The 25965-nt window shown below is 71.6% G+C and carries 24 protein-coding genes; 10 read left to right on the top strand and 14 right to left on the bottom strand.

All coding sequences use genetic code 11. The features are described 5' to 3' along the window. Positions 1 to 65 precede the first annotated feature (65 nt). The 4 genes from P5G46_RS07850 (at position 66) to P5G46_RS07835 (ending at position 4368) form a co-directional block, all read left to right on the top strand. Positions 66 to 2039: a M13 family metallopeptidase gene (locus tag P5G46_RS07850; RefSeq protein WP_239275568.1), complete on the top strand. Its 1974-nt coding sequence runs from the start codon at positions 66 to 68 to the stop codon at positions 2037 to 2039. A gap of 48 nt (positions 2040 to 2087) precedes the next feature. Beyond that, a complete protein-coding gene (locus P5G46_RS07845; RefSeq protein WP_275438037.1) occupies positions 2088 to 3050 on the top strand; it encodes a serine hydrolase in 963 nt (320 codons plus the stop codon). 140 nt (positions 3051 to 3190) lie between these two features. Next, complete coding sequence (locus tag P5G46_RS07840) at positions 3191 to 3466, top strand: hypothetical protein (protein WP_239275571.1); 276 nt, start codon at positions 3191 to 3193, stop codon at positions 3464 to 3466. 14 nt (positions 3467 to 3480) lie between these two features. After that, positions 3481 to 4368 (top strand): FHA domain-containing protein, encoded by an 888-nt coding sequence (locus P5G46_RS07835; protein ID WP_375095094.1) that lies wholly within the window; start codon positions 3481 to 3483, stop codon positions 4366 to 4368. Positions 4369 to 4464: 96 nt separating this feature from the next. Here the strand turns inward: P5G46_RS07835 and purU are convergent, their stop codons facing one another. Next, entirely contained in the window at positions 4465 to 5352 is an 888-nt protein-coding gene (purU, locus tag P5G46_RS07830; RefSeq protein WP_408905406.1) for a formyltetrahydrofolate deformylase, read from the bottom strand. Between the two features lie 193 nt (positions 5353 to 5545). Between purU and P5G46_RS07825 the strand changes: the two genes are divergently transcribed. Then, complete coding sequence (locus P5G46_RS07825; protein ID WP_408905620.1) at positions 5546 to 6856, top strand: MFS transporter; 1311 nt, start codon at positions 5546 to 5548, stop codon at positions 6854 to 6856. Positions 6857 to 7001: 145 nt separating this feature from the next. Further along, positions 7002 to 7688: a GNAT family N-acetyltransferase gene (locus P5G46_RS07820; protein WP_408905405.1), complete on the top strand. Its 687-nt coding sequence runs from the start codon at positions 7002 to 7004 to the stop codon at positions 7686 to 7688. Between the two features lie 2 nt (positions 7689 to 7690). On the opposite strand, the gene P5G46_RS07815 is transcribed toward P5G46_RS07820, so the two are convergent. Beyond that, the gene (locus P5G46_RS07815) at positions 7691 to 7900 is read right to left on the bottom strand and encodes a multidrug transporter (protein ID WP_408905404.1); all 210 of its coding nucleotides are present in this window, start codon (positions 7898 to 7900) and stop codon (positions 7691 to 7693) included. Between the two features lie 7 nt (positions 7901 to 7907). Continuing rightward, complete coding sequence (locus tag P5G46_RS07810) at positions 7908 to 8714, bottom strand: SDR family oxidoreductase (RefSeq protein WP_239275583.1); 807 nt, start codon at positions 8712 to 8714, stop codon at positions 7908 to 7910. A 717-nt stretch (positions 8715 to 9431) separates the two neighbouring features. Here P5G46_RS07810 and menC point away from each other — a divergent pair. The 4 genes from menC (at position 9432) to P5G46_RS07790 (ending at position 14807) form a co-directional block, all read left to right on the top strand. Further along, positions 9432 to 10565: an o-succinylbenzoate synthase gene (gene menC, locus P5G46_RS07805; protein ID WP_408905403.1), complete on the top strand. Its 1134-nt coding sequence runs from the start codon at positions 9432 to 9434 to the stop codon at positions 10563 to 10565. A 77-nt stretch (positions 10566 to 10642) separates the two neighbouring features. Further along, a complete protein-coding gene (locus tag P5G46_RS07800; RefSeq protein WP_408905402.1) occupies positions 10643 to 12031 on the top strand; it encodes a glycine--tRNA ligase in 1389 nt (462 codons plus the stop codon). Positions 12032 to 12084: 53 nt separating this feature from the next. Beyond that, complete coding sequence (locus P5G46_RS07795; protein ID WP_239275587.1) at positions 12085 to 13119, top strand: agmatine deiminase family protein; 1035 nt, start codon at positions 12085 to 12087, stop codon at positions 13117 to 13119. Then, on the top strand, positions 13116 to 14807 hold the full coding sequence (locus tag P5G46_RS07790; RefSeq protein ID WP_408905401.1) for an amidase: 1692 nt from the start codon (positions 13116 to 13118) through the stop codon (positions 14805 to 14807). The genes P5G46_RS07795 and P5G46_RS07790 overlap by 4 nt, the downstream gene beginning before the upstream one ends. 93 nt (positions 14808 to 14900) lie before the next feature. On the opposite strand, the gene P5G46_RS07785 is transcribed toward P5G46_RS07790, so the two are convergent. From P5G46_RS07785 to P5G46_RS07735, 11 genes are all read right to left on the bottom strand, one after another. Next, complete coding sequence (locus P5G46_RS07785; RefSeq protein WP_239275591.1) at positions 14901 to 15263, bottom strand: hypothetical protein; 363 nt, start codon at positions 15261 to 15263, stop codon at positions 14901 to 14903. After that, positions 15253 to 19341 (bottom strand): type VII secretion protein EccCa, encoded by a 4089-nt coding sequence (gene eccCa / locus P5G46_RS07780; RefSeq protein WP_408905400.1) that lies wholly within the window; start codon positions 19339 to 19341, stop codon positions 15253 to 15255. The genes P5G46_RS07785 and eccCa overlap by 11 nt, the downstream gene beginning before the upstream one ends. Further along, a complete protein-coding gene (locus tag P5G46_RS07775) occupies positions 19338 to 20132 on the bottom strand; it encodes a P-loop NTPase family protein (protein ID WP_239275595.1) in 795 nt (264 codons plus the stop codon). The genes eccCa and P5G46_RS07775 overlap by 4 nt, the downstream gene beginning before the upstream one ends. Next, positions 20129 to 21466 (bottom strand): ubiquitin family protein, encoded by a 1338-nt coding sequence (locus tag P5G46_RS07770; RefSeq protein ID WP_239275597.1) that lies wholly within the window; start codon positions 21464 to 21466, stop codon positions 20129 to 20131. Before P5G46_RS07770 ends, P5G46_RS07775 begins: the two co-directional genes overlap by 4 nt. After that, entirely contained in the window at positions 21463 to 21723 is a 261-nt protein-coding gene (locus P5G46_RS07765; protein WP_239275599.1) for a hypothetical protein, read from the bottom strand. Before P5G46_RS07765 ends, P5G46_RS07770 begins: the two co-directional genes overlap by 4 nt. After that, positions 21723 to 22796, bottom strand: coding sequence for a DUF6177 family protein (locus P5G46_RS07760; protein ID WP_375095095.1), 1074 nt, complete (start codon positions 22794 to 22796; stop codon positions 21723 to 21725). Before P5G46_RS07760 ends, P5G46_RS07765 begins: the two co-directional genes overlap by 1 nt. Beyond that, entirely contained in the window at positions 22793 to 23563 is a 771-nt protein-coding gene (locus P5G46_RS07755) for an FHA domain-containing protein (protein ID WP_239275603.1), read from the bottom strand. The genes P5G46_RS07760 and P5G46_RS07755 overlap by 4 nt, the downstream gene beginning before the upstream one ends. Positions 23564 to 23666: 103 nt before the next feature. After that, complete coding sequence (locus P5G46_RS07750) at positions 23667 to 23840, bottom strand: hypothetical protein (RefSeq protein ID WP_408905399.1); 174 nt, start codon at positions 23838 to 23840, stop codon at positions 23667 to 23669. 539 nt (positions 23841 to 24379) lie between these two features. Further along, positions 24380 to 24523 (bottom strand): hypothetical protein, encoded by a 144-nt coding sequence (locus tag P5G46_RS07745; protein WP_239275607.1) that lies wholly within the window; start codon positions 24521 to 24523, stop codon positions 24380 to 24382. Positions 24524 to 24956: 433 nt separating this feature from the next. Beyond that, a complete protein-coding gene (locus tag P5G46_RS07740; protein WP_239275609.1) occupies positions 24957 to 25307 on the bottom strand; it encodes a hypothetical protein in 351 nt (116 codons plus the stop codon). A 13-nt stretch (positions 25308 to 25320) separates the two neighbouring features. Next, positions 25321 to 25962 (bottom strand): SseB family protein, encoded by a 642-nt coding sequence (locus tag P5G46_RS07735; RefSeq protein ID WP_239275611.1) that lies wholly within the window; start codon positions 25960 to 25962, stop codon positions 25321 to 25323. Positions 25963 to 25965 lie beyond the last annotated feature (3 nt).

The raw sequence follows: 25965 nt of genomic DNA, 5'->3' as shown, positions 1-25965 counted from the left end.
GGGTGCTGCGGGCGCCAGGACGTCGCGCAGAGCCGGCACCGAGCGGGGGCCTTTATTCTGTCTCCATGACCGAGACCCCCCGCTCCGGTCTCGCGCTCGAAGAACTGAGCGACGAGATCCGCCCCCAGGACGACCTGTTCCGCCACGTGAACGGCCGCTGGCTGGAGCGCACAGAGATCCCCGAAGACAAAGCACGGTGGGGCAGCTTCCACCTCATCGCCGAACAGGCCGAGAAGGACGTGCGCACCATCGTGGAGGAGTCGCAGCAGGCCGAGCCGGGCACCGAGGCCCGCAAGATCGGTGACCTGTTCGCGAGCTTCATGGACACCGCGCGCATCGAGGAGTCGGGGGCGGCGCCGCTGTCCGACCAGCTCGCCCGCGTCGATGCCGTGACCGACGTCCCCGCGTTCCTCGAGCTCGTCGGCGAGCTCGAGCGCGACGGCGTGAGCGGCCTCCTGACCCTGTTCGTCGAGCCCGATCCGGGCGACCCGACCCGGTACGTCCCCGTGATCTACCAGGGCGGCCTGTCGCTCCCCGACGAGAGCTACTACCGCCTCGACAATTTCGCCGACACCCGGGCCGCGTACCGCGCGCACATCGAGCGCATGTTCGCCCTCGCCGGGGTCGCCGAGCCCGCGGCATCCGCCGACCGCGTCTTCGCGCTCGAGACCGAGCTCGCGACACACCACTGGTCGCGTGAAGACAGTCGCGACGCGGTGAAGACCTACAACCTGCGCACGTGGGACGAGATGGTCGGCCTCGCCGGTATCGACCTGGCGCCCTGGCGGGCGGGGGTGGCGCCGGGCCACGAGGGCGCGTTCGCCGAGGTCGTCGTGTACCAGCCGAGCTTCGTCGAGGCGCTGGGCGCACTGCTCGTCGAGGAACGCCTCGAGGACTGGAAGGCGTGGCTGCGGTTCGCCGTCGTGCACTCCGCCGCCGCGTTCCTCTCGGAGGAGTTCGTGGCCGAGAACTTCGCCTTCTACGGCACGCAGCTCACCGGTGTGCCGGTCAACCGGGAGCGGTGGAAGCGCGGCGTGGGCCTGGTCGAAGCCGCGCTCGGCGAGGCCGTCGGAAAGGTGTACGTCGAGCGCCACTTCCCGCCGGCGGCGAAGGATGCCATGGACGTCCTCGTGCAGAACCTCATCGAGGCGTACCGCGAGTCCATCCAGTCGCTGGAGTGGATGACACCCGAGACGCGCGAGCGGGCTCTCGCCAAGCTCGACGCGTTCACGCCGAAGATCGGCTACCCGGTGCGGTGGAAGGACTACTCCGCGCTCGAGATCGACGCGGCCGACCTCGTCGGCAACGTGCGGCGCGCGCATGTCTGGGAGCACGACCGGCAGCTCGCGAAGGTCGGGCAGCCGATCGACCGCGACGAGTGGTACATGACCCCGCAGACGGTCAACGCCTACTACAACCCGCTCATGAACGAGATCGTGTTCCCCGCGGCGATCCTGCAGTACCCCTTCTTCGACGCCGAGCGCGACGCCGCCGCGAACTACGGCGGCATCGGCGCGGTCATCGGCCACGAGATCGGGCACGGATTCGACGACCAGGGCAGCCGGTTCGACGGCGACGGGTCGCTCCGCGACTGGTGGACGGATGCCGACCGCGCGGCGTTCGAGGAGCGCACCAAGGCGCTCATCGCCCAGTACGAGGCGCTCGTCCCGCAGGGGCTGAGCGAGGAGCACCACGTCAACGGCGCGCTCACCATCGGCGAGAACATCGGCGACCTCGGGGGCCTCGGCATCGCACTCCGCGCGTACCGGCTGTCGCTCGGCGAGGACGAGCCGGCCGACGGTCCCGTGGTCGACGGGTACAGCGGCATCCAGAGGCTCCTCCTGAGCTGGGCGCAGATCTGGCAGCAGAAGGGCCGGGATGCCGAGACCATCCGGCTCCTGACGATCGACCCGCACTCGCCGAACGAGTTCCGCTGCAACCAGATCGTGCGTAACATCGACGCGTTCTACGACGCGTTCGAGGTCACCGAGGGCGACGCCCTGTGGCTCGATGCGGACCAGCGCGTCACCATCTGGTGAGACGGCGTTTGTTGCTCTTCTGACCCGGAAGGAGCCACGCTCGTGGGCATGCCACCGGTTCCCGAGCCTGCCGCACCCGAGCCCGTCGGAGGGCCCGTGGAGTCGTCACGACGCGACGCCCCGGCCCTCCGCGGCTCGGCACGCAAGGGGCCGCGACGCCTGCCCCGGCGGGCGGCGGCGGGACGGCGGTCGTTCACGACGACGCTCCGCGCGCTCGATGAGCTCGCGGCATCCGGGGCGAAGGTGTCGGTGCGCATCGACGATCTCGACGGCGGTTCCGCGGTGCTGGAGGGCGACGACTTCATCACGCTGCCGGTGGCCGGGCTCGGTGTGGTCCCGTTGCTGATCGAGGTCGCCGCGGCGATCGAGGCGGGGCGGGTCGACGCGCTCGAGATCGTCGACCGCGCCACCGTGCACTCCGCGTCGGCGGGCGGCGTGTGGCAGCACCTCAAGGCTCCCGCGCTGCCGCTGGCCGACGCGGCGGTGCTCGCGGCCTCGGCCGGCGACGCTCTGGCCGCCAACGCGCTGCTGCAGCGCGTGGGGCTACCGGCGGTCCGTTCGCGCATCGAAGAGCTGGGCCTGCGGCGCACCGCGCTGCTCGACCGGTTCCGTGACGACCGCGGCCCCGACGACGCGCCGCACGTCGCACTGTCGACTGCGCGCGAGATGGCGGCGGTCTTCGCGGGGCTCGTCAACTCGACGGTGGTGTCGGCGGGAGTCAGCGCCCAGGTGGCCGAGTGGCTGAGCCTCAATCACGACCTCTCGCTCGTGGCATCCGCCACCGGTCTGGATCCCTTCGCGCACGAGAACGACCGGCACGGGCTGCTGTTCGTCAACAAGACGGGGCGTTCCGAGGGCGTGCGTGCCGAAGCCGGTGTGCTCGGCGGTCCGCGAGCCGGCGTCGCCTACGCCCTGATCGTGAACTTCGACGACCTCTCGATCGCGCACCGGCTCCGTGCGCACGATGCGTTCCGCGTCCTGGGCGTGGAGCTGATGGAGTACGTGTTCTGACGGCCGTCCGTCGGGGTCGGCGACTCGGGGACGGGGGTGGTGCAGCGTTATGCCGCAACGGGCGCGGGAACGCAATCCCTCGTTTCGCAATGCGGCCCGGTGGGACGCTGGTGCCCCGAACACCAGAAAGGACTGGGACGATGTCCGACACCACCGCATCCACCGACCCGTTCGCCAACTCCGCCGGACCCGAAGGCCACTCGATCACCGACTGGACCGACCTCGGTCGCGAGATGTGGTCGTACCTGACCGGCCGCGGTGCCGCGGTCAACTACTCCTTCGTGGACATGACCATCGAGGTTCCGCGCGACATCGGCCCCGACGCGCCGCGTGCCACGTGGAAGCTCAACGGCACCCTCCGGGTCACCACGAGCGACGACACCGCGCCGGGCTCCGACCCGTACCGCGGCAACTGAGGGCGGGCGCCGCCATGGTGCGCCTCGACATCGACCTCGCCTTCTCGGAGCAGAAGACGGGGCCGGATGCCGCGCTCCCGCCGTTCGAGGGCACGATCACCGCCGCGGGGACGGAGGTGCGCGTCAAGATCAGTGATCCGTCGCGCCTCCCCGGCAACGGTCGCCGGTCGCTCGCCGAGCTGTCGACGGTGGCCGATGCGCTCGCCAAGCGCGGGATCTCGGTGTGCCTGGAGGGACCGGATGGTCCGATCCTGCACCTCGGCGACGTCAAGAGCAGCCTGTTGCAGCGGGTCGTCACGGGCTCACCGCACATCCGGCTCGGATCGGTCGCGGCGCTGGCGCCGCTGCTCACGCGCCGCAAGGACGGGCAGGCCCTGACGGTGCCGGTGCCGCCCGGCACCCCGCTGCCGCTCGTGCCCACCGTCAACCGTCTCGTGCGGCGCCGCATCACGACGACGCACTACACACCGGGCTCCGGGCGTCCCCGGCTGATCTTCGCGATCGGTTCCGCCAGCTGGGACGGGAAGCCCCCGCGCGAGTTCGATCTGCTGCCGACCAAGACGGTGATCGGTTCGGGCGACGAGGCCGATCTGCGTTTGCCCGGACTCGCCCCGGTGCACGCGGAGATCCGCCACGAGGGCGACGACGAGTACGTCCTGTACGGCTTCGACGTCGTCGGTGGCGGTGGAGCTGCCGCCGAAGGCCGCCGCGGCAATGGACGCATCCTGCGCACCGGCGCGCGAATCGAGCTCGGCGATTGGCGCCTGGCGTACTTCCGCGCCGAGTGGGCGGACCACGGACGGCCGTACGGCGGGCGTGTGGGCGGGGAGTTCGCCCGTCAGCGCAAGCAGCCACCCCGCGGCGGGACGGGGCCGCTGGCCGCGGCATCCGATCCGGACTGAGGGGCCCCGACCCTCATTACGCGAGACTTCATCGCGCCGACAACCGCGCCGCACACGGCGGGGCAGACGTCAGCGCGATGGAGTCTCGCGAGCGAATCACGCCGTGAAGACGATCGTGTGGTTGCCGTGGCGGATGATGCGGTCCTCGGCGTGCCACAGGACGGCGCGCGACAGCACCTGACGCTCGACGTCGGCGCCGCGACGGGCCAGCTCGGCGGCCGAGTCGGCGTGCGTCACGCGGATCGTGTCCTGCTCGATGATCGGCCCCTCGTCGAGGTCGCTCGTGACGTAGTGCGAGGTCGCGCCGATGAGCTTGACGCCCCGCTCCTTGGCCTTCTTGTACGGCTCGGCACCGATGAAGGCCGGCAGGAACGAGTGGTGGATGTTGATCACCGGCACCCCGATCTTCTCGAGGAAGTCGGGCGAGAGGATCTGCATGTAGCGCGCGAGCACGACGAAGTCGACGTTGCCGACGAGCAGTTCCAGGATGCGAGCCTCGGATGCCGACTTGTCGGGGCCCGGCGTCGACGGGACGTGGAAGAACGGAACGCCGAACGAGCGCACGTCCTCGGCGGAGGTGGTGTGGTTCGACACGACCATGGGCACGCTGACCGGGAGGTCGCCGCGGCGGTGGCGCCACAGCAGATCGAGCAGGCAGTGGTCCTGCTTCGACGCGAGGATCGCCATGCGCTTGGGCGTGGACAGGTCGGTGAGCTTCCACTCCAGGTCGAAGCCGTCGCCGAGCGTGCGGTCGAGGTCGGCCTCGATCTCGGGAAGGGATGCCGCGAGGTCGGGCCGGTGGAACACGACCCGCTGGAAGTAGGCCCCGCCCCGCGTTCCGTCGGAGTACTGGTCGAACGCGACGATGTTGCCGCCCTGACGCGCGATGAGCGACGAGACCGCGGCGATGATGCCGGGGGTGTCGCTTCCGTGCACGATGAGGCACGCGTGATCGGGCTGCAGGTGGGGACTCACGGAGACCATCGGACCATTCTGCCGTGCCCGGCGGACCTCCTCGGACACATGCGCCGCGCGGTTCGTGGCGCGGGGCACGGCCCGGAGCGCGGTCGGGAGCCCGGCGGTCACGTGGGGACGATGCCGGCGCGTGGTGTCGGTGCCCACGGCTAGCCTTGTGGATGCCGCTCTCCGTGGCATCCGTCCCCGTTCTCCCCCAGGAATCACCGTGACCACTGCCCTCGATCGCCCCGGTTGGCGAACGTGGACCCTGTGGGCCGTCGGGGTTCTGGCGTACGTGGTCTCGATCATCAACCGCACGTCGCTGTCGGCGGTGGGAGTGGATGCCGCGACCCGGTTCCAGGCGGACGCATCGGCGCTGTCGATGTTCGCGGTGATTCAGCTTTTCGTCTACGGCGCGATGCAGATCCCGGTGGGTCTGCTCCTCGACCGCTACGGCGCGCGCCCCATGATCGCGATCGGCATGGTGCTGATGGCGGCGGGCCAGCTGGTCATGGCGTTCGCCGACGCGGTGGGGATCGGCATCCTGGCGCGCGTGCTCATCGGGGCGGGCGACGCGATGATCTTTCCGAGCGTGCTGCGTGTGATCGCCACCTGGTTCCCGGCGCAGCGCGCGCCGGTGCTCGTGCAGTTGACGGGGATCATCGGTCAGCTGGGCCAGATCGTGGCCGTCGTGCCGCTGGCGGCTCTGCTGCACGCCACCAGCTGGAGCGTCGCCTTCGGCAGCGTCGCGGGGCTCGGTGTGCTCTTCGCGGTGCTGACCTACGCGATCATCCGGAACCGGCCGCCGGAGCGGCGGGCCGACCCCGTCGACACCTCCGTCGACACCGAGACCGGCGCGATCCGCATCGTCACCTCGTCGGCCGACCTCCGGCAGGGGTTCCGCGAGTCGTGGTCGCACCCCGGCACGAGGCTCGGGTTCTGGTCGCACTTCACCACACCGTTCGCGGGTACGGCGTTCATGCTGCTGTGGGGTTTCCCGTTCCTGACAGCGGGCGAAGGGCTGGAGCCGGCCACGGCATCGGCGATCATGACACTGTTCGTGTTCTTCGGCATCCTCAGCGGTCCGGTCATCGGGGCGCTGTCCAGTCGGCATCCGCGGCGTCGCTCGCGCTGGCTCGTACTCCCGACCGTGGGGTTCCAGGCGATCGTGTGGATCGTCGTGATCGCGTGGCCCGGACCCGCCCCCTTGTGGCTGCTGATCGTTCTGATGTTCGCGCTGGCGACCGGCGGTCCGGCATCCATGATCGCCTTCGACCACGCTCGGACGTTCACGCCGAGCCACCGCCTGAGCACCGCCACCGGAATCGTCAACGGCGGCGGGTTCCTGGCCGCGCTGCTGGCGATCCTGTTCATCGGTGTCGCCATGGACGTCCAGGGCGCCGGCACCCCCGAGACGTACTCCCTGGATGCCTTCCGCTGGGCGTTCCTCACGCAGGTGCCGCTGTGGCTGGTCGGGAGCATCGGGATCGTCGTGGAGCGCGCCCGCACCATCCGCCACGTCGGCGGCTAGTCGCCGCGCCGCGCGGTGGTGCGAGTCCCACTTCGCGCAGCGCCGGCAGGGCGGGGCTGCACGAATGGGGACATGCGGGGTGCTCGCGTGACACGGCGGCGCTTCGAGCGAGGAGTGCCTCCGAAGTGGATGCCAGACTCGACGCGTGAGTGAGATCGACATCCGCCCGCTGGACACCCTCGACGGCATCCTCGCGGGGGCGCAGCTGTTCGATGAAGTGTGGGTCGGTGATCGTGCGACCATGCCGGCGAACATCCTGCGGGCACTCGAGCACTCGGGGAACTACGTCGTCGGGCTGTACGACGGCGATCGGATGATCGGGGCGTCCGCGGCCTTCTTCGGCCCGCCCGCCGACCGCACGATGCACTCGCACATCACCGGCATCCTGCCCGGTCACCAGGGACGAGGTCTCGGACGCCAGTTGAAGGCGCACCAGCGCGAGTGGGCGCTCGAACGGGGAGTCGGACGCATCACGTGGACGTTCGATCCGCTCATCCGCCGGAATGCCCACTTCAACCTCGCCGTGCTCGGCGCAAGCGCCACCGCGTACCTCGTCAACCACTACGGCGAGATGCCGGACGACGTCAATCGCGGCGACGAGTCCGACCGGCTGCTGGTGTCATGGGCGCTGGCCGAGCCGCCCGCACCCACGCCGACCGGCGACGCCGTTCGCGCGGTCGTGGACCTCCCCGACGACATCGAGACCTTGCGTCGCACCGACCCGGCGGCCGCCGCCGAGTGGCGCTCCCGCGTGCGTCATGCGCTGCGGGGACACCTGGCATCCGGTCTGCGGATCGGTGGCGTCGATCGGCGAGGGTATCTGCTCGTGTGAGGTCAGCCGTCCGAGACGGGAACGTCCTCCTCGGCGGCAGGGTCGCCCTGGCCGGGGCCCGGGCGCACCGCCGCGTCGTCGCGCACGTCGATGCGGGTGACGCCGTCGCGCTTCGTGACGTCGAAGCGGGGTGCCGCGTCGGCTTCCGTGGACTTTGGGGCGCTCGTCAACTGGTCGTGACGGTTCTCTTCGAAGCTCTTTTCGTCGCTCATCGCGTCCTCACTGTCCGGCCGAACGCCACGCGTCCGACTCCATGTGCGATCCCGCCTGCGGGCCCATCTGCAGCATCCCGCCGTCGACGACCCAGCTCGCCCCGGTGACGTACGAGCCCGAGGGCGACGCGAGGAACCGGATGACGTCGGCGATCTCGTCGGGCTTGCCGGGGCGGCCGAGCGGGATGCCGGGGCGGTGGGTGCGGTCGGCATCTTCGGGCGCCATGTCGTTGATGGGCGTGGCGATCTCGCCCGGTGCGACGGCGTTGGCGGTGATGCCGTACTGCCCGAGCTCAAGGGCCATGGTCTTGATCAGCCCGCCGAGGCCGTGCTTCGCGGCGACGTACGGCGCCGACCCGACGCGCGGCTGGTGCTCGTGCACGCTCGACACGGCGATGAGGCGGCCGCCGTTGCCCGCCGTCACCATGCGCTTGGCCGCGGCGTGAAGGGCGAGGAACGCTCCGTCGAGGTTCAGCGCGATGTCGGTGCGCCAGGTGTCGAGGTCGAGGTCGAGGAAGGGGCCGCCGATGCCGCCGCCGGCGTTGTTGACGAAGACATCGAGGCCGCCGAGCTCATCGGCCATGGCGGTGACCGCGCCGGGCACCGACTCGAAGTCGGTCGCATCGAACTGCGCGACGATCGCGCGGCCGCCGCGGGCCCGCACGCCCTCGGCCGTCTCCTCGGCGCCGTCTTTATCGGAGTGGTACGTGATGGCGACGTCCATGCCGGCCTCGGCGAGCGCGAGCGCGGTGGCCGCGCCGATACCCGAGTCCGAACCGGTGACGATCGCGTGGCGGGGAGTGAAGTCGCTCATGCCCGCGACGCTACGCGCGCGCGGCCCGGTGTCGAGCGGCCTTGCCAGGCGACGCGCGAGGCGTTACGGCGGCACAACTCCTGCAGAACGGCGGGGTCGTGGCATCCGGGTTCTGTGTGGGGGTGGGTGTGCCGGAGTTGTGCGGCGGGGCGGGGGCGCGAGGGAGTCGGCGGGGGGAGGCGCTGTGCGCCGCGGCTGTCGCGGCACAACTCGTGCAGAACGGCGGGGTTGTGGCATCCGGGTTCTGTGTGGGGCTGGGTGTGCCGGAGTTGTGCGGCGGGGCGGGGCGCGACGGCGGAGTCGGCGGGGGAGAGCCCGTGGATGCCGTGAGTCGCGGCTCTTCGCTGGCACAACTCCTGCAGAACGGCGGGGTCGTGGCATCCGGGTTCCGCGTCGGGGTGGGTGTGCCGGAGTTGTGCGGCGGGTCGGGGCGCGAGGGGGGGAGTCGGCGGGGGGAGGCGCGGCTGTCGCGGGCACAACTCCGGCAGAACGGCGGGGTTGTGGCATCCGGGTTCCGCGTCGGGCTGGGTATGCCGGAGTTGTGCGGCGGGTCGGGGGCGCGAGGGATGAGGTGGCGGGGGGAGGCGCTGTGGGTCGCGGCTGTCGCGGCACAACTCCTGCAGAACGGCGGGGTCGTGGCATCCGGGTTCCGCGTCGGGGTCGGTGTGCCGGAGTTGTGCGGCCGGTCGGGGGCGCGACGCCGGATACCCTGCCCTCATGCCGCCCCGTACTTCCGCTGCTCCCGTGAGCCTGGATGCCGTCGAGCTCCGCGTTCTGCACATGCCGCTGGTCTCGCCGTTCACGACGTCGTTCGGTACCGAGACGGTGCGCGAGGTCATCGTCGTGCGTGCGGAGACGGCGGACGGCGTCGGGTGGGGCGAGGTCGTCACGTCGGCGGAGCCGTCGTACTCCAGCGAATACACGCACGGTGCGTGGGATGTGCTCACGCGCTTCCTCGCGCCGGCCCTGCTCGAACGCCGCACGCTCGCGCCCGAGGAGGTCGCCGGCATCCTGGCCCCGGTCGTCGGTCACCGCATGGCCAAGGCGGGCATCGAACTCGCCGTGATCGATGCGGCGCTGCGCGCCGAGGGGCGCAGCTTCGGGCAGTACCTCGGCGCCGAGAAGGACCGCGTGCCGTCGGGCGTCTCGGTCGGGATCCAGCGCGACCCGGCCGCGCTCGTCGACACCGTCGGCGGGTACCTCGACGAGGGCTACGTGCGCATCAAGATCAAGATCAAGCCGGGTCGCGACGTCGACGACACCGCCGCCGTGCGCGCGGCGTTCGGCGGCATCCCTCTGCAAGTGGATGCCAACTCCGCCTACACCCTCGCCGACGCCGAGACGCTGCAACGGCTCGACGCGTTCGACCTGCTCCTCATCGAGCAGCCGCTGCAGGAGGACGATCTCGTCGACCACGCGGCGCTCGCGAAGCGCCTGCGCACCCCCGTGTGTCTGGACGAGTCGATTGTGTCGGACAAGGCCGCGGCCGACGCCCTGCAGCTCGGGGCGGCGGCGCTCATCAACATCAAGGCCGGACGCGTCGGCGGCTACCTCGAGGCGCTCACGATCCACGACCGGTGCCGGGTCGCCGGGATCCCCGTGTGGTGCGGCGGCATGCTCGAGACCGGCATCGGGCGGGCCGCCAACGCCGCTCTCGCGGCTCTCCCCGGGTTCACGCTGCCGGGCGACATCTCGGCATCCGCCCGCTTCTACGACCGCGACATCGTCACCGAGCCCGCCGTTCTCGAGGACGGGCACGTGCGCGTCCCCACCGGTCCCGGCCTCGGCGTCGACATCGACGAGGCGGCGCTCGACGCATTCACCGTGCGGCGGGAACGCCTCTCACGGTGAGGGGTGGCGTGGCTCGATAAACTGGATGCCGCGCACTCGCGCTCGCACCCACAGCTTTCCCGACCATTGGAGCCACCGTGGCCGAACAGTCCCGCCTCGACAAGGTCATCTCGCTCGCTCGACACCGCGGGTTCGTGTTCCAGGCCGGTGAGATCTACGGCGGTTCGCGTTCGGCGTGGGACTACGGCCCCCTCGGCACCGAACTCAAGGAGAACATCCGCCGGCAGTGGTGGCAGACGTTCGTGCGCGGCCGCGGCGACATGGTGGGCCTGGACTCCAGCATCATCCTGCCCAAGCGCGTGTGGGAGGCTTCGGGTCACGTCGCGACGTTCACCGACCCGCTGGTCGAGTGCCTGCACTGCCACAAGCGCTTCCGCGCCGACAACCTCATCGAGGACTTCGAGGCCCGCAAGGGCCGCAAGGCCGAGAACGGCCTCGCCGACGTTCCCTGCCCCAACTGCGGCACGAAGGGGCAGTACACCGAGCCGAAGTCGTTCTCGGGCCTGGTCAAGACCTACCTCGGTGTCGTCGACGACGAGTCGGGCCTGCACTTCCTGCGCCCCGAGACCGCGCAGGGCATCTTCGTGAACTTCTCCAACGTGCTCACGGCATCCCGTCGCAAGCCCCCGTTCGGTGTCGGCCAGGTCGGCAAGGCGTTCCGCAACGAGATCACCCCCGGAAACTTCATCTTCCGCACGCGCGAGTTCGAGCAGATGGAGATCGAGTACTTCACGCCCCCGGCCGAGGCACAGGAGTGGTTCGAGCACTGGGTCGAGGCGTGCTGGAACTGGTTCGTCGACCTCGGCATCGACCCCGCGAACATGAAGCGTTTCGACGTTCCCGAGGAAGACCGCGCGCACTACTCGGCCGGCACCATCGACGTCGAGTACCGCTTCGGCTTCCCGGGCAAGGAGTGGGGCGAGCTCATGGGCGTCGCCAACCGCACCGACTACGACCTGAAGAGCCACTCGGATGCCTCGGGCTCGAGCCTCACCTACTTCGACCAGGCCTCGGGTGAGAAGTACACCCCGTACGTCATCGAGCCGTCGTTCGGTCTGACGCGCGCGATGATGGCGTTCCTCGTCGACGCGTACCGCGAAGAGGACGTGCCCAACGCCAAGGGCGGCACCGACACCCGCACGGTGCTGAAGCTCGACCCGCGGCTCGCGCCCGTGAAGGCCGCCGTGCTTCCGCTGTCGCGCAACGAGCGTCTGTCGCCGCTTGCCCGCGAGGTCGCGGACACGCTGCGCTCGGCCGGCTGGAACGTCGACTTCGACGACGCCGGCGCGATCGGCCGCCGCTACCGCCGCCAGGACGAGATCGGCACGCCGTACTGCGTCACGATCGACTTCGACTCGCTCGACGACAACGCCGTGACCGTCCGCGACCGCGACACCATGGGCCAGGAGCGCATCCCCCTCGACGCGCTCCACGGTTACCTGGCCGAGCGGCTGCGCGGCGCCTGAGGCCGGAGCCGCACCATCGGCTGGTCGACGTCGCCGACGTTTCGGGAGGACCCATGACCTGGCGTATGCCGAGCGAGACCGCTCCGCACACTCGCACGTGGATGGCGTTCCCGAGCGAGGGCCCGACCCTCGGAGGAACGGATGCCGAGCGCGAAGCGGGCTACGCGGCCTGGGCCGCGGTCGCCCACGCCGTCGCGGCGTTCGAGCCGGTCTCGATGCTCGTCGACCCGAGCGAGCTGACCCGTGCCCGCCGGATGCTCGGCGGGGGAATCGAGATCGTCGAGGCTCCGGTCGACGAGTTCTGGATGCGCGACTCCGGTCCGACCTTCGTCGTCGACCCCGAGCGGCCGGGGGTCCTCGGCGCCGTCGACTGGGTCTTCAACGGCTGGGGCGACCATGACTGGGCCGTGTGGCAGAAGGCCGCGCAGCACGGCCGGATCGTCGCCGAGGCCGCCGGTGCCGAGCTGACCCCGTCGCTGCTCGTCAACGAGGGTGGCGGCATCCACGTCGACGGCGAGGGGACCGTGCTGCTGACCGAGACGGTGCAGCTCGATCCGCGCCGCAACCCCTACGCCGACCGCGCGCGCGTCGAGGCCGAGATGCTCCGCACGATCGGCGCGACGCACGCGGTGTGGCTGCCGCGCGGCCTCACCCGCGATTACGGCGACTTCGGGACGAGCGGCCACGTCGACATCGTCGCGACGCTGCCCTCTCCCGGTGTCGTACTCCTCCACGACCAGCAGAACCCCGCGCATCCCGACCACGCAGTGACGCGCGAGCTGCGGGCCTTCTTCGAGACGCAGACGGATGCCACGGGCCGCCGGTTCACGATCCGCGACCTGCCCGCACCCGCCACCGTGCGCGACGCCGACGGCGACACCGACTGGAGCTACGTCAACCACCTCGTCGTCAACGGCGGAGTCATCGCCTGCGGCTTCGGCGAGGAGGAAGCGGATGCCACGGCCCGCGGCATCCTCGAGGAGGTGTACCCGGGTCGCCGGGTCGTGACGGTCGACGCCCGCGAGATCTTCGCGCGGGGCGGCGGCATCCACTGCATCACGCAGCAGCAGCCGGCGGTGACCGCGTGATCGATGTGGTCGAGGCCTCCATCGCCGATCTCGCCGCCGCGCTCGCCGAGGGCCGCACCACCGCCGTCGAGCTCGTCGAGGCGCACCTCGCGCGCATCGACGCGTACGACGGTCCCGACACCGCGACGAAGCTCAACGCCGTCGTGGTCCGCAATCCCGACGCGCTCGTCGAGGCCGCGGAGTCGGATGCCCGTCGCGCGGCCGGCCAGGCGCGGGGGCTGCTCGACGGCATCCCGTACACCGCGAAAGACAGCTACATGGTGCGGGGCCTCACCGTCGCCGCCGGGAGCCCCGCGTTCGCCGACCTCGTCGCGGCGGACGATGCGTTCACGATCGCCCGGCTGCGCGAGGCGGGGGCCATCTGCCTGGGGCTGACGAACATGCCCCCGATGGCCAACGGCGGTATGCAGCGCGGGCTGTACGGACGCGCCGAGAGCCCCTACAACGCCGAGTACCTGACGTCGGCGTTCGCGTCGGGGTCGTCGAACGGCTCGGGAACGGCGACCGCCTCGTCGTTCGGCGTGTTCGGCCTGGGCGAGGAGACGTGGTCGAGCGGCCGCGCCCCGGCGGCCTGCAACGGCCTGTGCGCGTACACCCCGTCGCGCGGCATGATCTCGGTGCGCGGCAACTGGCCGCTCGTACCGACCATGGACGTGGTCGTGCCGCACACCCGCTCGATGGCCGACCTGCTCGCGGTGCTCGACGTCATCGTCGCCGACGATTCCGAGACGCGCGGCGACTTCTGGCGCGCGCAGCCGTGGATCCAGCTGCCGGCCGCGTCGGACGTGCGGCCGCCGTCGTTCGCCGAGCTTGCCGGCCGACCTTCGCTGCGGGGCAAGCGCATCGGCATCCCGCGCATGTTCGTCGGCACCGACCCGCTCGCGGGCACGGGCCCCCGTGGCGTCGGCGGGCCGACCGGCGAGCGGATCGTGCCGCGCCCGTCGCTGCTCGACCGGTGGGCGGTCGCGCGGGCCGACCTCGAGGCGGCGGGCGCGATCGTGGTCGACTGCGATTTCCCGCTCGTGAGCAACTACGAGGGTGATCGTCCGGGAGCGCCGACGATCCGGACGCGGGGTCTGGTGTCGGAGGAGTTCCTCCACCGCGAGATCGTCGATCTGTCGGCGTGGGCGTGGGATGACTTCCTGCGCGCGAACGGACACCCCGGTCTGGCGTCGGTGGACGGTGCGGCGATCTTCCCGCACCCCGAGGGTGCGCTGCCCGACCGGTACACGGGCTTCGACGACGACATCGCCGAGTACCCCGCGCACGTCCGCGCGCACCCGGTGTCGTCGTTCACCGAGATCCCGCATCTGGCCGAAGGGCTCGAGGGTCTGGAAGAGACCCGCCGCCGCGATCTGGAGGAGTGGATGGATACCAACGGCCTCGCCGCCGTGGTCTTCCCGACGCTCAGCGATGTGGCGCCCGCCGACGCCGACGTGAAAGCGGCGTCGGCCGACATCGCGTGGCGCAACGGCGTCTGGGTGGCGACGGGCAACCTCGCGATCCGCCACTGCGGCGTGCCGACGGTGACGGTGCCCCTGGGGACGCTGCCGGACATCGGGATGCCGACGGGCCTGACGTTCGCGGGACGCGCGTACGACGACGCGGCGCTGTTGTCGATGGCCGCGGCGTTCGAGGCGCTGCGCCCGCGGCGGACGCCACCGCCGCGGACGCCGACGCTGGAGTAAAGGGGGGGCGGGCCGGGGCGCGATCCGTGCAGCGGGGCGGACAACGCGCGCCCCGGTGCACGGATGGTGCCCGGTGCCGGCCGAAGCCGGGTGTCAGCCCAGGTGCGCGGCCACCCCGCCCCGGGCGGCAGCCGCGGCGTCGATGAGCCGCACGCCGATGACGCCCTCGGGCTCCCACGTCACGAAGCAGTCCGTCGACCACCGGGCGTCGGCGGCCACTTCCACGGCGCCGTAGACGCGGGCGAGTTCCGCGGCCGGCGGGGTCAGCCGCGGCCGGAGCGCGGTCAGCACGACCCGTTCCGCCATGACCACCTGGGCTGCGGCACCGTCGTCGACGGGACGGATCTCGACGGGCGTCGCGGCGAGTTCCTCAGGCGTGAGCACGGTGGAGACCGCCTCGGCGAGCGCGTCGATGTCGATCGGTTCGCGCGTGAACGCGACGCTGCTACGGGGCACGGTTGTCTCTCCTTCGTCGGGTCAGGGGCAGCTCCTCGCCATCCGAGGACGCTGCGGGAGCGGGCGCCGGGGTGGGAAGCGCCTCCCGCGTCGTCTCGTCCACGGCATCCGCCTCATCGGCGTCCATCGCGGGCACGGCCTCCGCCGGCGCCCCCACCGCTGACGCGTTCTGGGTGTCGCCCTCGACCGCGACGAAGTTCGCCACCTGCACGAGGGTCGGACGCTCGCCGCGACGGGCGAGACGGCCGCGGCCGGCGATCATCGGCTCGGCGTAGAGCTTCGGCAGCAGCGCGCCCTCGGAACGGTCGCCGGACATGATCAGCGCGGTCCCGCCGGTGTCGCGGATGCCCTGCAGCGCCACGTCGAACATCGCCCGCGACGCCCCCGCGACGGGGCGGCTGACCACGACGTTCAGGCGTAGGTCACGTGCCGACGCCAGGTACGGCAGCAGCGGGCGCAGCGGTTCGGTGCCGCCGGCGGCGAGGATGTCGAAGTCGTCGGCGATCACGAGGATCCGGGGGCCGGCATCGCGATCGTTCGCGCGCTTCTCGAGCTCGACCGCGATCGACTCGGCCAACAGCCGCGCCTGCCGACCCGACGACGCGTGACCGCCGAGGTAGGCATCCGGGACCTCGGATGCCAGCTCGCCGCGCGCATCCATCAGGGCGACGACGAGCTCCTCGGCGGAGTGCCGGTCGATCGCGCCCTGCACGATGCCGCGGAGCAGGGTCGTCTTGCCGCAGCGACTGTCGCCGAGGACGAGCAGGTGCGGGTCGCGCGTGACGAGGTCGAGGGACACGGGCTGCATTGTGTCCTGGCGCAGGCCCAGGGGCACGGCATCCGGTTCGTCGATCGCGTCGGGCAGCTCGGACGGCGACAGCACCTCGGGCAGCAGACGGATGGGCGCCGCGCCCTGACCGCCCCAGCGGGCGGCGCTCTCGCGCGCGAGCTGCTCGAGAGCTTCGCCGGTGTCGCCGTCGTCGACCTCTTCGAGCAGCGGCAGCGCGACCTGCGCGAACAGCTTCTCGTCGGTGAGCACGCGGCCGGGCTCGTCCGCCCGGAGCGTCTGCGAGAGCTTGCGCGCGATCTGCGAGTCGGCCGGGTCGTTGAGCTTGAGCTCGAGACGCGTGCCGATGAGTCCCTGCAGGTTCATGCGCAGTTCGTTCCAGCGCGACAGGGCGACGACGACGTGGATGCCGAAGCTGCCGCCGCGTTCGAGCAGCTGCGCGAGCGGGGTCTCGAGGTCTTCGAAGTCCTGGCGCAGGGCCCCGAGCCCGTCGACGAGCAGCACGACGTCGGCGCTCGGCAGGTCGGGCAGGCGTCCGTCGGCGTGCTGGCGGCGCATGTCGGCGAGGGAGTCGAGACCGTGATCGCGGAACACCCGCTCACGGACGGCGAGCATGCCGGTGAGCTCTTCGAGCAGACGCGTGAGACGCTCCCGACTGCCGCGCGTGGCGACGCCACCGACGTGAGGGAACGGCTCGATACGGGCGAGACCACCACCGGTGAGGTCCATGCCGTAGATGCTCACCTGGCGCGGCGAGTGCGTGAACGACAGCGACGCGGCGAGCGTGCGCAGGAACATCGACCGGCCCGACTGAGGTGCGCCGGTGATCGACACGTGACCGCCCGAGCGGGTGAGGTCCAGCATCCACGGCGACTGCGTCTGCTTCGACGGGTCGTCGACGAGACCCATCGGCGCGCGGAGCGTCCCGGCGCCGTCGGCCTGCGGCAGCACGCCGCCGAGCGTCAGCACGGGCGGGAGCGGCGGCAGCCACACCGGTCGCGTGCGGGCGATGCCGCGCGCGAGACGCGACGTCGCCGCCTGCACGAGGGTCCGGCCCGTGGTCGGGGTCTCGGGTTCGGCGCTGTCGATCTGCTCGGTCTCGGGCGTCTCGTCGGGCAGGTCGTACGCGGGCAGCCGCAGCACGGGCGGGGCGTCGTCGTGCCGCGGACCGGATTCGACCGGGTCGGGCACGGGGCCCGACACGTACCCCGCGCGGAACCTCGTGTAGACCGACGTGTCGACCTTGAGGTAGCCGAAGCCGGGGATCGCCGGCAGGTGGAACGCGTCGGGGGTGTCGAGCACCACGGCCGACTCCGACTCCGAGAAGGTGCGCAGGCCGATCCGGTACGACAGGTACGTGTCGAGGCCGCGCAGGCGTCCGCCTTCGATGCGCTGGCTCGACAGCAGCAGGTGCACGCCGATCGAGCGGCCGATGCGTCCGATCGTCAGCAGCAGCTCGACGAAGTCGGGCTCCGCCGTGAGCAGTTCGCCGAACTCGTCGATCACCAGGAACAGGTGCGGCAGCGCGGGCAGCTCGGGGCGATCGCGCCGCATCTGCCGGTAGTGACCGATGGATGCCGCGTTCCCGGCATCCTTCAACAGGCGCTGGCGGCGTACGACCTCGCCCTGGATGCTCGCGCGGGCGCGCTCGGTCAGCTGCGGGTCGTCGGCGAGGTTGTCGATGATGCCCGCGACGTGCGGGAGGCGCGAGAACGGTGCGAACGCCGCGCCGCCCTTGTAGTCGACGAGGATCATGCTCAGGTCGTCGGGGGAGTGCGTCAGCGCCAGGCCCAGGATGAGCGTGCGCAGCAGCTCGCTCTTTCCCGAGCCGGTCGCGCCGATGCAGATGCCGTGCGGCCCCATGCCGAGCTGTGCGGACTCCTTCAGGTCGAGCAGCACCGGACCGCCCTGGTCGTCGACGCCGATCGGCACACGCAGGAACTCCGCGGCGCTGCGCGTGCGCCACGCGGCGGAGGTGTCGATGGCATCCACGTCGGCGACACCCAGGAGCTGCGTCACATCGGGGGCGAGGGCCGTCCCGGTGTCCTGCGCCGAGGTGCGCGTGAGACGCAACCCCGCCAGAGGACGGGCGACCACGTCGAGCGCGGCGGGAGTGACGGGGTCGATCCGGATGCCGGTGATCGCCGCCTCACCTGCACCGGGCGTCTCGATGGTCGCGGTACCGGCGTCGACCGTGACACGGACGGCGACCGAGGTCGGCTCCTTGAGGCGGTCGTCGACCAGGTGCACGACGGTGACCCCCAGTGCGGTGAGGTCGAGAGCGGCATCCAGACGGGGCACCGGAGACGCGGCGTGATCGGCCTCATCGACGAAGATCACGAGACGCCCCGGCTTGGTCTTGCGCCCCGCACGGCGGGAGGCGGCGGCGGTCGCCACGCGGTCGCGCAGCTCGTCGCGCAGTAGGGACAGCAGCTCGGGCAGGCTCGGCGCGACGCGCCGCGCCATGACGGCGCCGGCGGGCGGGGTGTCGCCGGAGAGGTGGGGCAGCAGGTCGAGTCCGTGCCAGTCGTCGCGCTGCGCGGGAGCGATGGCTGCGGCGATGTGAACGTCGTCGGGCGAGTGGAACGCCGCGATCTGCGCCGCGAGCGCCCGTGCGACGCGCAGAGTGTCGGGCCGTGCGCCGACGATCGACACCTGCCCGCCGCGCTCGAGGTCGACGGTCGCCGGCATCCCCTGCGCGACCCCGGCGAGGCGCACCATGCGCTCGGCGGACTCCCGCATCACCGGGTCGAACGGCTGCACCGGGTTCTGCTCGGGCGGCAGCGCCACCTCGACCGCGCGCAGGTCGCCCGTGCCGATGCGGACGCGGAGGAAATCGGCATCCCCCGGTCGCCGTTCCCAGCGCCGGGCGGGGTCGGACGCGATCTCGACGAGCGCGCCGGGCGAGGGGTGCAGGGCCAGAGCGGCGGTGCGCTGGGCGTCGGCGGTCTGCCGGACCGCCTCGCGCGTCTCCTCGAGGTAGTCGAGGTAGCGCTCGCGCTGCACGCGGCGCTGCCGGGCGGCGTTGCCGCGCTGCGTGAGCGCCATGCCGAGGCCGCCGACGAGTGCGACGACGAGGATGACAGCGCCCACCACGACCATGATCGGGTTGTTGCGCAGCAGCACGATCATCGTGATCGACGAGAGGCTGCCCACGATCGGCAGCAGCGACTGCAGCGGGAACCCCGTCGCGCCTTCGCCGATCGGCGGCGGGGGCGCGAGGACGACATCGGGTGCGGGTTCGACGGCCTCGCTGATCCGCGCGGGGCGGTGGACGATGCGGACGGTCATGCGGTCCTCCCCGTCGCGGCGACGAGGGCGGCCGCCAGACGCACCACGGCCAGCTGCGTGGCCGACCGCCGGGGGTGGCCGCCGGCGGCGAGGCCCGAATCGAACGGCACCGCGACGACGGTGTGCTCGGCACCCGCGGACAGGGCGCGGGCCACCCCGTCGCCCTCGTGGGCGTGATCCACCAGCCCCAGCACGACCGACGGGGACTCCGGTAACCCGGTGATCGCTTCGACGACCGAGCGGGCGTGCTCGGCCGGAGAGCGGCGCGCGTCCGCCACCAGGCACACCACGTCGCACAGCGCGGCGCACGCGGCGAGGTCGACGAGCGGATGCCGCGCCCCGAAGTCCGTGACCGACACGTCGAAGAAGCGGGTGATCGGCGCGGCCTCGCCGAGCCAGGCGCCCACCGCGTCGTCGGCGTCGCGCGGGCGTAGGGCCACCACGCCCTCCCGCACCTCGAGGCCCGTCAGCGCCTCGGCCGTGGTGCGCGCCGCGGCGCGGGTGTCGTCGGGCGGCACCGGTTCGGCGCCGAGGCGCGCGGCGAGCCCGGGCGTACCCGCGGAGACGTCGACCGCGAGCACCGGTTCGCTGCGGCGCGCGGCGATCGCGCGGACGACCTGGTGGGCGACGGTGCTCGTGCCCGCGCCCGGCGACAACGACACGACCCCGACGCGGCGGGTGGTCGACAGGCCGCCGCGGATCGCGGCATCCCACGAGGTGAGTTCGGCACGCGCGTTCGCGCCGCTGCCGAACACCGCGGTCGACAGGGCCCGCACGTCGAGCACAGTCACGATCCGCCGCCGAACATGCCGAGCAGCTCGGCGTAGATGCCGAGCGCGCCCACCAGCAACGGGATCAGCGACACCACGGCGAGCGTCTCGACGATGTTGCCGAGCCCGCGCAGACGCGCGCGCACGTGCGGACGTGGACGCACCAGGACCATCGTCGCGATGAGCGCGGCCACGACGACGGCCACCCCCGCACCGACCCAGCCGAGGCCCCCGACCAGCAGCACCGTCAGTGCGGCGGCGGCGATCACGCCCGCCGCGGCCCACAGCAGCCAGCCCTGCCACCGCAAGGGGAACGCCCGGGTGCGCAGCGCTGCGACGAGGAAGAACGCGAGGGCGAGCAGTTCGGTCCAGATCGTCCCGGAGAGGGCGAGCGCGACCCCGGTGACGCCGAGGACGGATGCCACGGCCGCCACGCTCCACGTCAGGGCGGCGTACGCCTCGTCGATCGCGGCGAAGGCGCGAGGACGGGCGGGGGGTGCCCCGTCGGCCGCGCGCTGGTCGAGGTCGGTCAAGCCCGCGGAGGAGAGGGCGATCCAGGGCAGCGGACCGGTGGCGAACGCGGCGACGACGCCGGTGATGGTCGAGGCCGCGACGGCATCCACGCCCGCCAGCAGAAGACCCAGGAGCAGCGACGAGAGGACGGCGCCCAGCGCCCCGCCGGACGCGGCTCCGCGGCGGCGATGCGCGACCCCGACCCCGAGCAGGGCGACGGTCGACGCCGTGGCGAGGGCGGCGGCGATCCCCGCGAGCAGAGCCGAGGGACCGGATGCCAGTGCGCCCGCGGTCGCACTGCCCACCGGGAGGGCGAGGCCGGCCGCCGCCGCCGACACGCACGTCGAGAGGCGACGGAGGCCGCCGAGCCCCAGACCCGTCGCGATCGCCGCGAGGACCACGGCGGCCCCGAGCAGCGCGAAGGCCGCGAGCGTCGGTGACGACCACGGCGACAGCCAGCCGGCGATCGCGAAGGCTGCGGCGATCCCCGTGCCCCCCGCGATCGTGCGCGCGCGGTCGTCCCACCGGTCGGGGCGCGCGTCGTGCGCATCCGCCGCGGCGTCGGTCACGTCGATCACGACGGGCGGCGGGGGCGCGGCATCCAGGCGGACCAGGCGGACCAGGGTGCCGTCGGCGAGATCGAGCTGCTGCGGCGTGAGCGCGATGTCGATCTGTTCGCCGTCGGGCGCGATGACGGCGAGCGGGCGCGCCACCGTGCCCGCCGTCTCGCCGAGGAGGTCGAGCAGGCGGGGGATCGCGGCGCCCACGGGTTCGCCGCTCGGGACGACGACCTCGGCGCGGCGTTCGGAACCCGCGACGGTCAGACGGGTGTAGATGGTCACGGGGTCACGGCTCCGGTGGGGGTCTGGACGGTCGAATTCGCCTGTTCGGCGCGCTCGGTCAGCAGCTGCGAGACGAAGGAGACGCCGACGCAGGCGGCGCACGCGATGGCGGCGACCACGATCGAGCCCATCAACCGCTTCCCGTGGTCGTTGACGGTGCGGCGCTCGCCGATGTGGCCGTACACGAGCGCCGAACCCAGGCGCATGCGCTGGATCTTGGCCTGTTCGATGAGAACGGTGTCCCGCTGGTCGGGCATCAGCGCACTCCTTCCGTGGCGCGCAGCTGCGCGCGCACGTGCGGGGCGAGGTTGAGCAGCTCGCCGAGACGCTCGGGGTCGAGCGTGGCGAGGACGTCGTTCAGGCGCCCCCACCCGCCGCCGTCCACCGAGCCGAGAGGCAGTAGCACACCGGGGAGCCGCGGGCTGCCGACCGTGGTGCCGCCGACTTCGTCGATCCAGCGTTTCGCGTCGATGCCGAGCGCGCGGATGCCCACGGGCCCGATGAGCAGCGCCAGGGGTTCGGGCTGGGGGGATGCCGTGGCCCGACGCGCCAGATCCGGGGCACCGATCGCGGCGAAGGCGATGCCGATGAGCGGCAGGCCGACGGTCGCCGCGCGGGACAGGAGCTCGCGAGCCTCCGCGGTCGCGGTGGCGCCGGACTCGCGGCCGACGCCGGGCACCGCGGCCCACACGCGCGTCGTCTCTTCCAGACCCTCGCTCGTGCGACCGACCTGAACGGTGGAGAGGACCGCGCGTTCGCCGCCGCCCACGGCGATCCAATGACTGTCGAGCGGGATCCGCCGCCGCGATCGCTCGGTGAGGTCGTCGCGGTCCCAGGGCGCGAGCAGCGGTTCGACCGCGCCGAACGCCGCCGGCTCTGCCCCGCTGAACAGGGCGACCGCGGCCTCGGCGACACCGCCGAGCCGCACGGGACGCGTGACTCGGTGCCGCGTCGAGACGGTCGCCACGACCTGCAGAGTGGATGCCACCTGCGCCCGGACGAAGAGGGGGTGCACGTTCTCGGCCGTCGGCGGTTCCGGGGTCAGCGCGTCGGCGGGCGCGTCGATGCGGGCGCCCGTGCGCGCGTCGTAGAAGCCGTCGTTCCGCGTGCGCACGACCCAGTGGCCCTGCACGGCGGACAGCACCTGCGCGAGTGGCTGCGTCATGCGCGAGAACTCACTCGAGACGATGATCGGCCGCAGCCCCTGGCTCGCCGTCTTGTGCAGGAAGTCGCTCATCGCCGTCGTCAGCGCGACGATCGGTGCGCGCGTCTCGGTTCCGGCCCAGCCGGGGCCGGCCGCGTCGAGGAGGGGGTGTGCGACGGTGCTCATGCGGCATCCCGGACGGTCAGAGTGCGGTCACCGATCTCGAGGACGACATCGGTGGGCACGGGCGTGCGTTGGTGGGGGAGAAGCGGAGTGGAGGCGCCGGCGCCGCGGACGAAGGTGCCGTTCGTCGAGCCGAGGTCGGTGACCCACACCTGCCGACCGTCCCACTCCAGGCGGACGTGCGACTTCGACAGCGTGCGTGACATATCGGCCCAGCGGTACACCTCGGCCGGGGCATCGGCCGGTGCCGAGGGATCGCGGCCGAGCACGAGAGCGGTGTCGAGCGTGAGGCGCTCACCCGAGTCGAGCAGCAGCGTCGGCACCATGCCGCGGCGTGCGCGGCTCGGCGTCGCGGCGACGGCCTCGGGGAACTGGAAGGCTGCGATCGCGGGGGCGAACGGGTCGCGACCCCGGCGCAGGTCGAACATCCCGAGCTTCCCGGAGACCAGTGCCGTGAGCGCCGATGCGCCCGCGGCGGCGCCGGTGGTGAGGCGCACGATGCGGGCATCGACGGTGGCGGTTCCGAGCGTGCGGCCGCTGCGACCCAGCAACCACACGGCGACGATGAGCAGTGCGAGCGCCGCGATCACGAGAAGCCAGCCGACAGCGGGCGGGCCGGCGACGATGACGATGATCCCGGCCGCGAGTAGCGCCACGGGCATGACGATGTCGAGCGCCACGGCCCCGACGATCTGGCCCCCGCGGGCGCGCTCGGTGAAGACCAGCGGATCGACGTCGGCCAGGCGCAACGAATCGTGCGTGCTCGTCATCGGGCCCCCTCCCTCGACCTTCCACCCTATGCGGGACGTTCCGACGGCGCCCGTTCGGCCCGTCCCTTGCGTGGATAACCCGCGGGGCGGCAGAATTACCGGCTCACCGGCGGGTCAGGGGCGTGTACTCGCGCCGTGCGACCATCGCGAAGATCTCGCTGGCCGCGGCATCCGAGATCTCCTCGAGGTCGGAATCCAGCGGAAAGCGGATCGCGCGGTCGAGCATGCGCCGCGTGTCCGGATGCCAGGTGTCGACGTCGACGAGCATCTCGTCCACCGGCCCGTTTGGGGTCGGACGACCCCGGAACAGCCGCGCCGGGACGAGTCGCCCGTCGATGCGCGTACACCGTGCAGGCAGTGAGCGGGACCGTTCTGTCCCAAACGCCGAGGCGCGGTTGAGACCACTCGGGAGACGCCGGCTCGACGTACGACGTGAGATCGACCTGATCGTCACGGATGTCCGCGGCGTACTCGGTGTCTTCGAAGACGGCCCTCGTGCCGAAGAAGCGACTGGACGGATGCCACTCCTTGACCGGCGGTTGCCCTTGGAGCGCGGTCCACCCGTGAGCAGCCCCCGGTACACAGCGAGGACCTCCTGTTCGCCCGCGTCCGTGATCCGCCAAAGTTCGGCACCCGGGAATAGCGGGTCGTGGTCATGTTCCAGACCGGGACGATCTCATCGCCAACGGGTCGCAGGAACCCGAGCGGGTACGACGGCCACGGCCGCTCCACCTGCGGCGGCACCGTGAGGGTTGCGCACAGAGGGACTTCGAATCGCACGACATCGACGTGTCCGGAGCCACCGGACGGCCATCCTTAGGCCTCCTGCAGCGCGCTGGCCGTGCGCAGGTTCTTCGCGTCACCTGCGCGCACGACGGAGCCGCTGACCTGCGAGTACCCGCGTTCGCGGATCATTGCGGACATACCGGGATGCAGCAGCTTCTGCAGGACAGTTCTCATGTGCTCACCATAGGAAGACGTTTGGTTTGCACGCGCACATCTTCTACCTCATCCGGGGATGTGAGCGCGGACCACCCGTCATTCTGGTTGCCAGACAACCCTGCGGACACAGCAGCATCCGGTTCGTTGCCGGCATACCAGACTGTGACCATTCCGCGTTGGAGACCTCGCTTCACGCGCGGACCGACGGATACGGGCACGCCGTGCCACGTTCCGCTCACCTCTTGCGAGAAACGCGCGGTCACGGCGCGCCGGGGAAGTTTGACCCAAGGATCATCGGGATCCGCGTTGATCTCGGTCGCGTCGGGGAAGTCTTCGGAGGCGGGGGGCCGGTCCGTCCGCAGGCGCAGGTAGTCGTCCCCTCCGGAATGCCATGGGTACCGTTTGCCTCGGTACTCGAACAACGTTTCGCTCACTGGCAGCATTGATTCCTTCACCCCACCGGGATCCACTCACCGCGTCGCCAGACGGCGAAGAGTCGTTGCGTTCCGTCGTCCAATACTTCCCACATCTCCGCGCCGTCGCGCATGTTCACCTGCTTCGCACGGTACTCGGGAATGATGTCACCGCCGGTCTTCAGGAAGCCGTTGCCTGTGAACGGCGCACTGTAATGGTCAACCGAGCCGTCACCGCCCATCGAACTGTGCAGCTGCGAGTTGACGGAACCCGGCGTATCGATGTCCTGCTGGAATCGGAGGACGAACGCGGACTGATCGCCGCGGAGGAAGTTCGTGTCGGGATAGTCGAGCCGCAGCGACCGGAAGAAGTCCGCGGGCGTCGTCATGTGGGAGGGGCGGTCAGCGGCGCCGCAGCGGGACGTAGCTGCGGCGCGCGACCATGTCGAAGACGTCCTGCGCGGCTTCGGGGGAGATCTCCTCGATGTCGGCGTCCAGGGGGAAGCGGATGGCCTTGTCGACAGTTCCGTGCCGGTCGTCGGTCCAGGAGTCGACGTCGAGGAGACGCTCGTCGACCGGTCCCTCCGGAGTGGAGCGGCGACGGAAGACCGACACCGGGACGACCTGCCCGTCCACCATCTGCTCACGGATGAAATAGCGCGTGGACGGTGCCGCTGACACCTGGCGGAGGGCAGTCAAAGCCGACGGCGGGATCTCCATCGTGCCCGCGGCCCCTGGGTTCACGACGAGGCCGACTTCGGGGGCAGCGCCGCTGATGAGGAGTCGGCCCGGCATCAGCAGCGCGTTGCGGCCCTTGCCCAATTCTGCCGGCACCTGGTCCGTCGCGGTGAACACGGCGAGGAAGTTCGCGTCGTCGCGATGAACGACGAGGGGCTGGAACGTCGTCGGGTCGGGCGTTCCGTCGACGAGAACGACCAATTCGGCTTCCAGCAGGGCCGGTGCCAGCCGCTCCGAGGGCAGCTCCCCGGACCGCACCGACCTCATGGTGACTTCGAGGTCGTTCTCGGGTCGAAGCCCTGTCATTCG

Origin of the sequence: Microbacterium mcarthurae (assembly GCF_046064585.1) — a bacterium.
In the GTDB taxonomy this organism is placed as follows: domain Bacteria; phylum Actinomycetota; class Actinomycetes; order Actinomycetales; family Microbacteriaceae; genus Microbacterium; species Microbacterium mcarthurae.
This window is presented reverse-complemented; position numbering and strand designations above follow the sequence as displayed.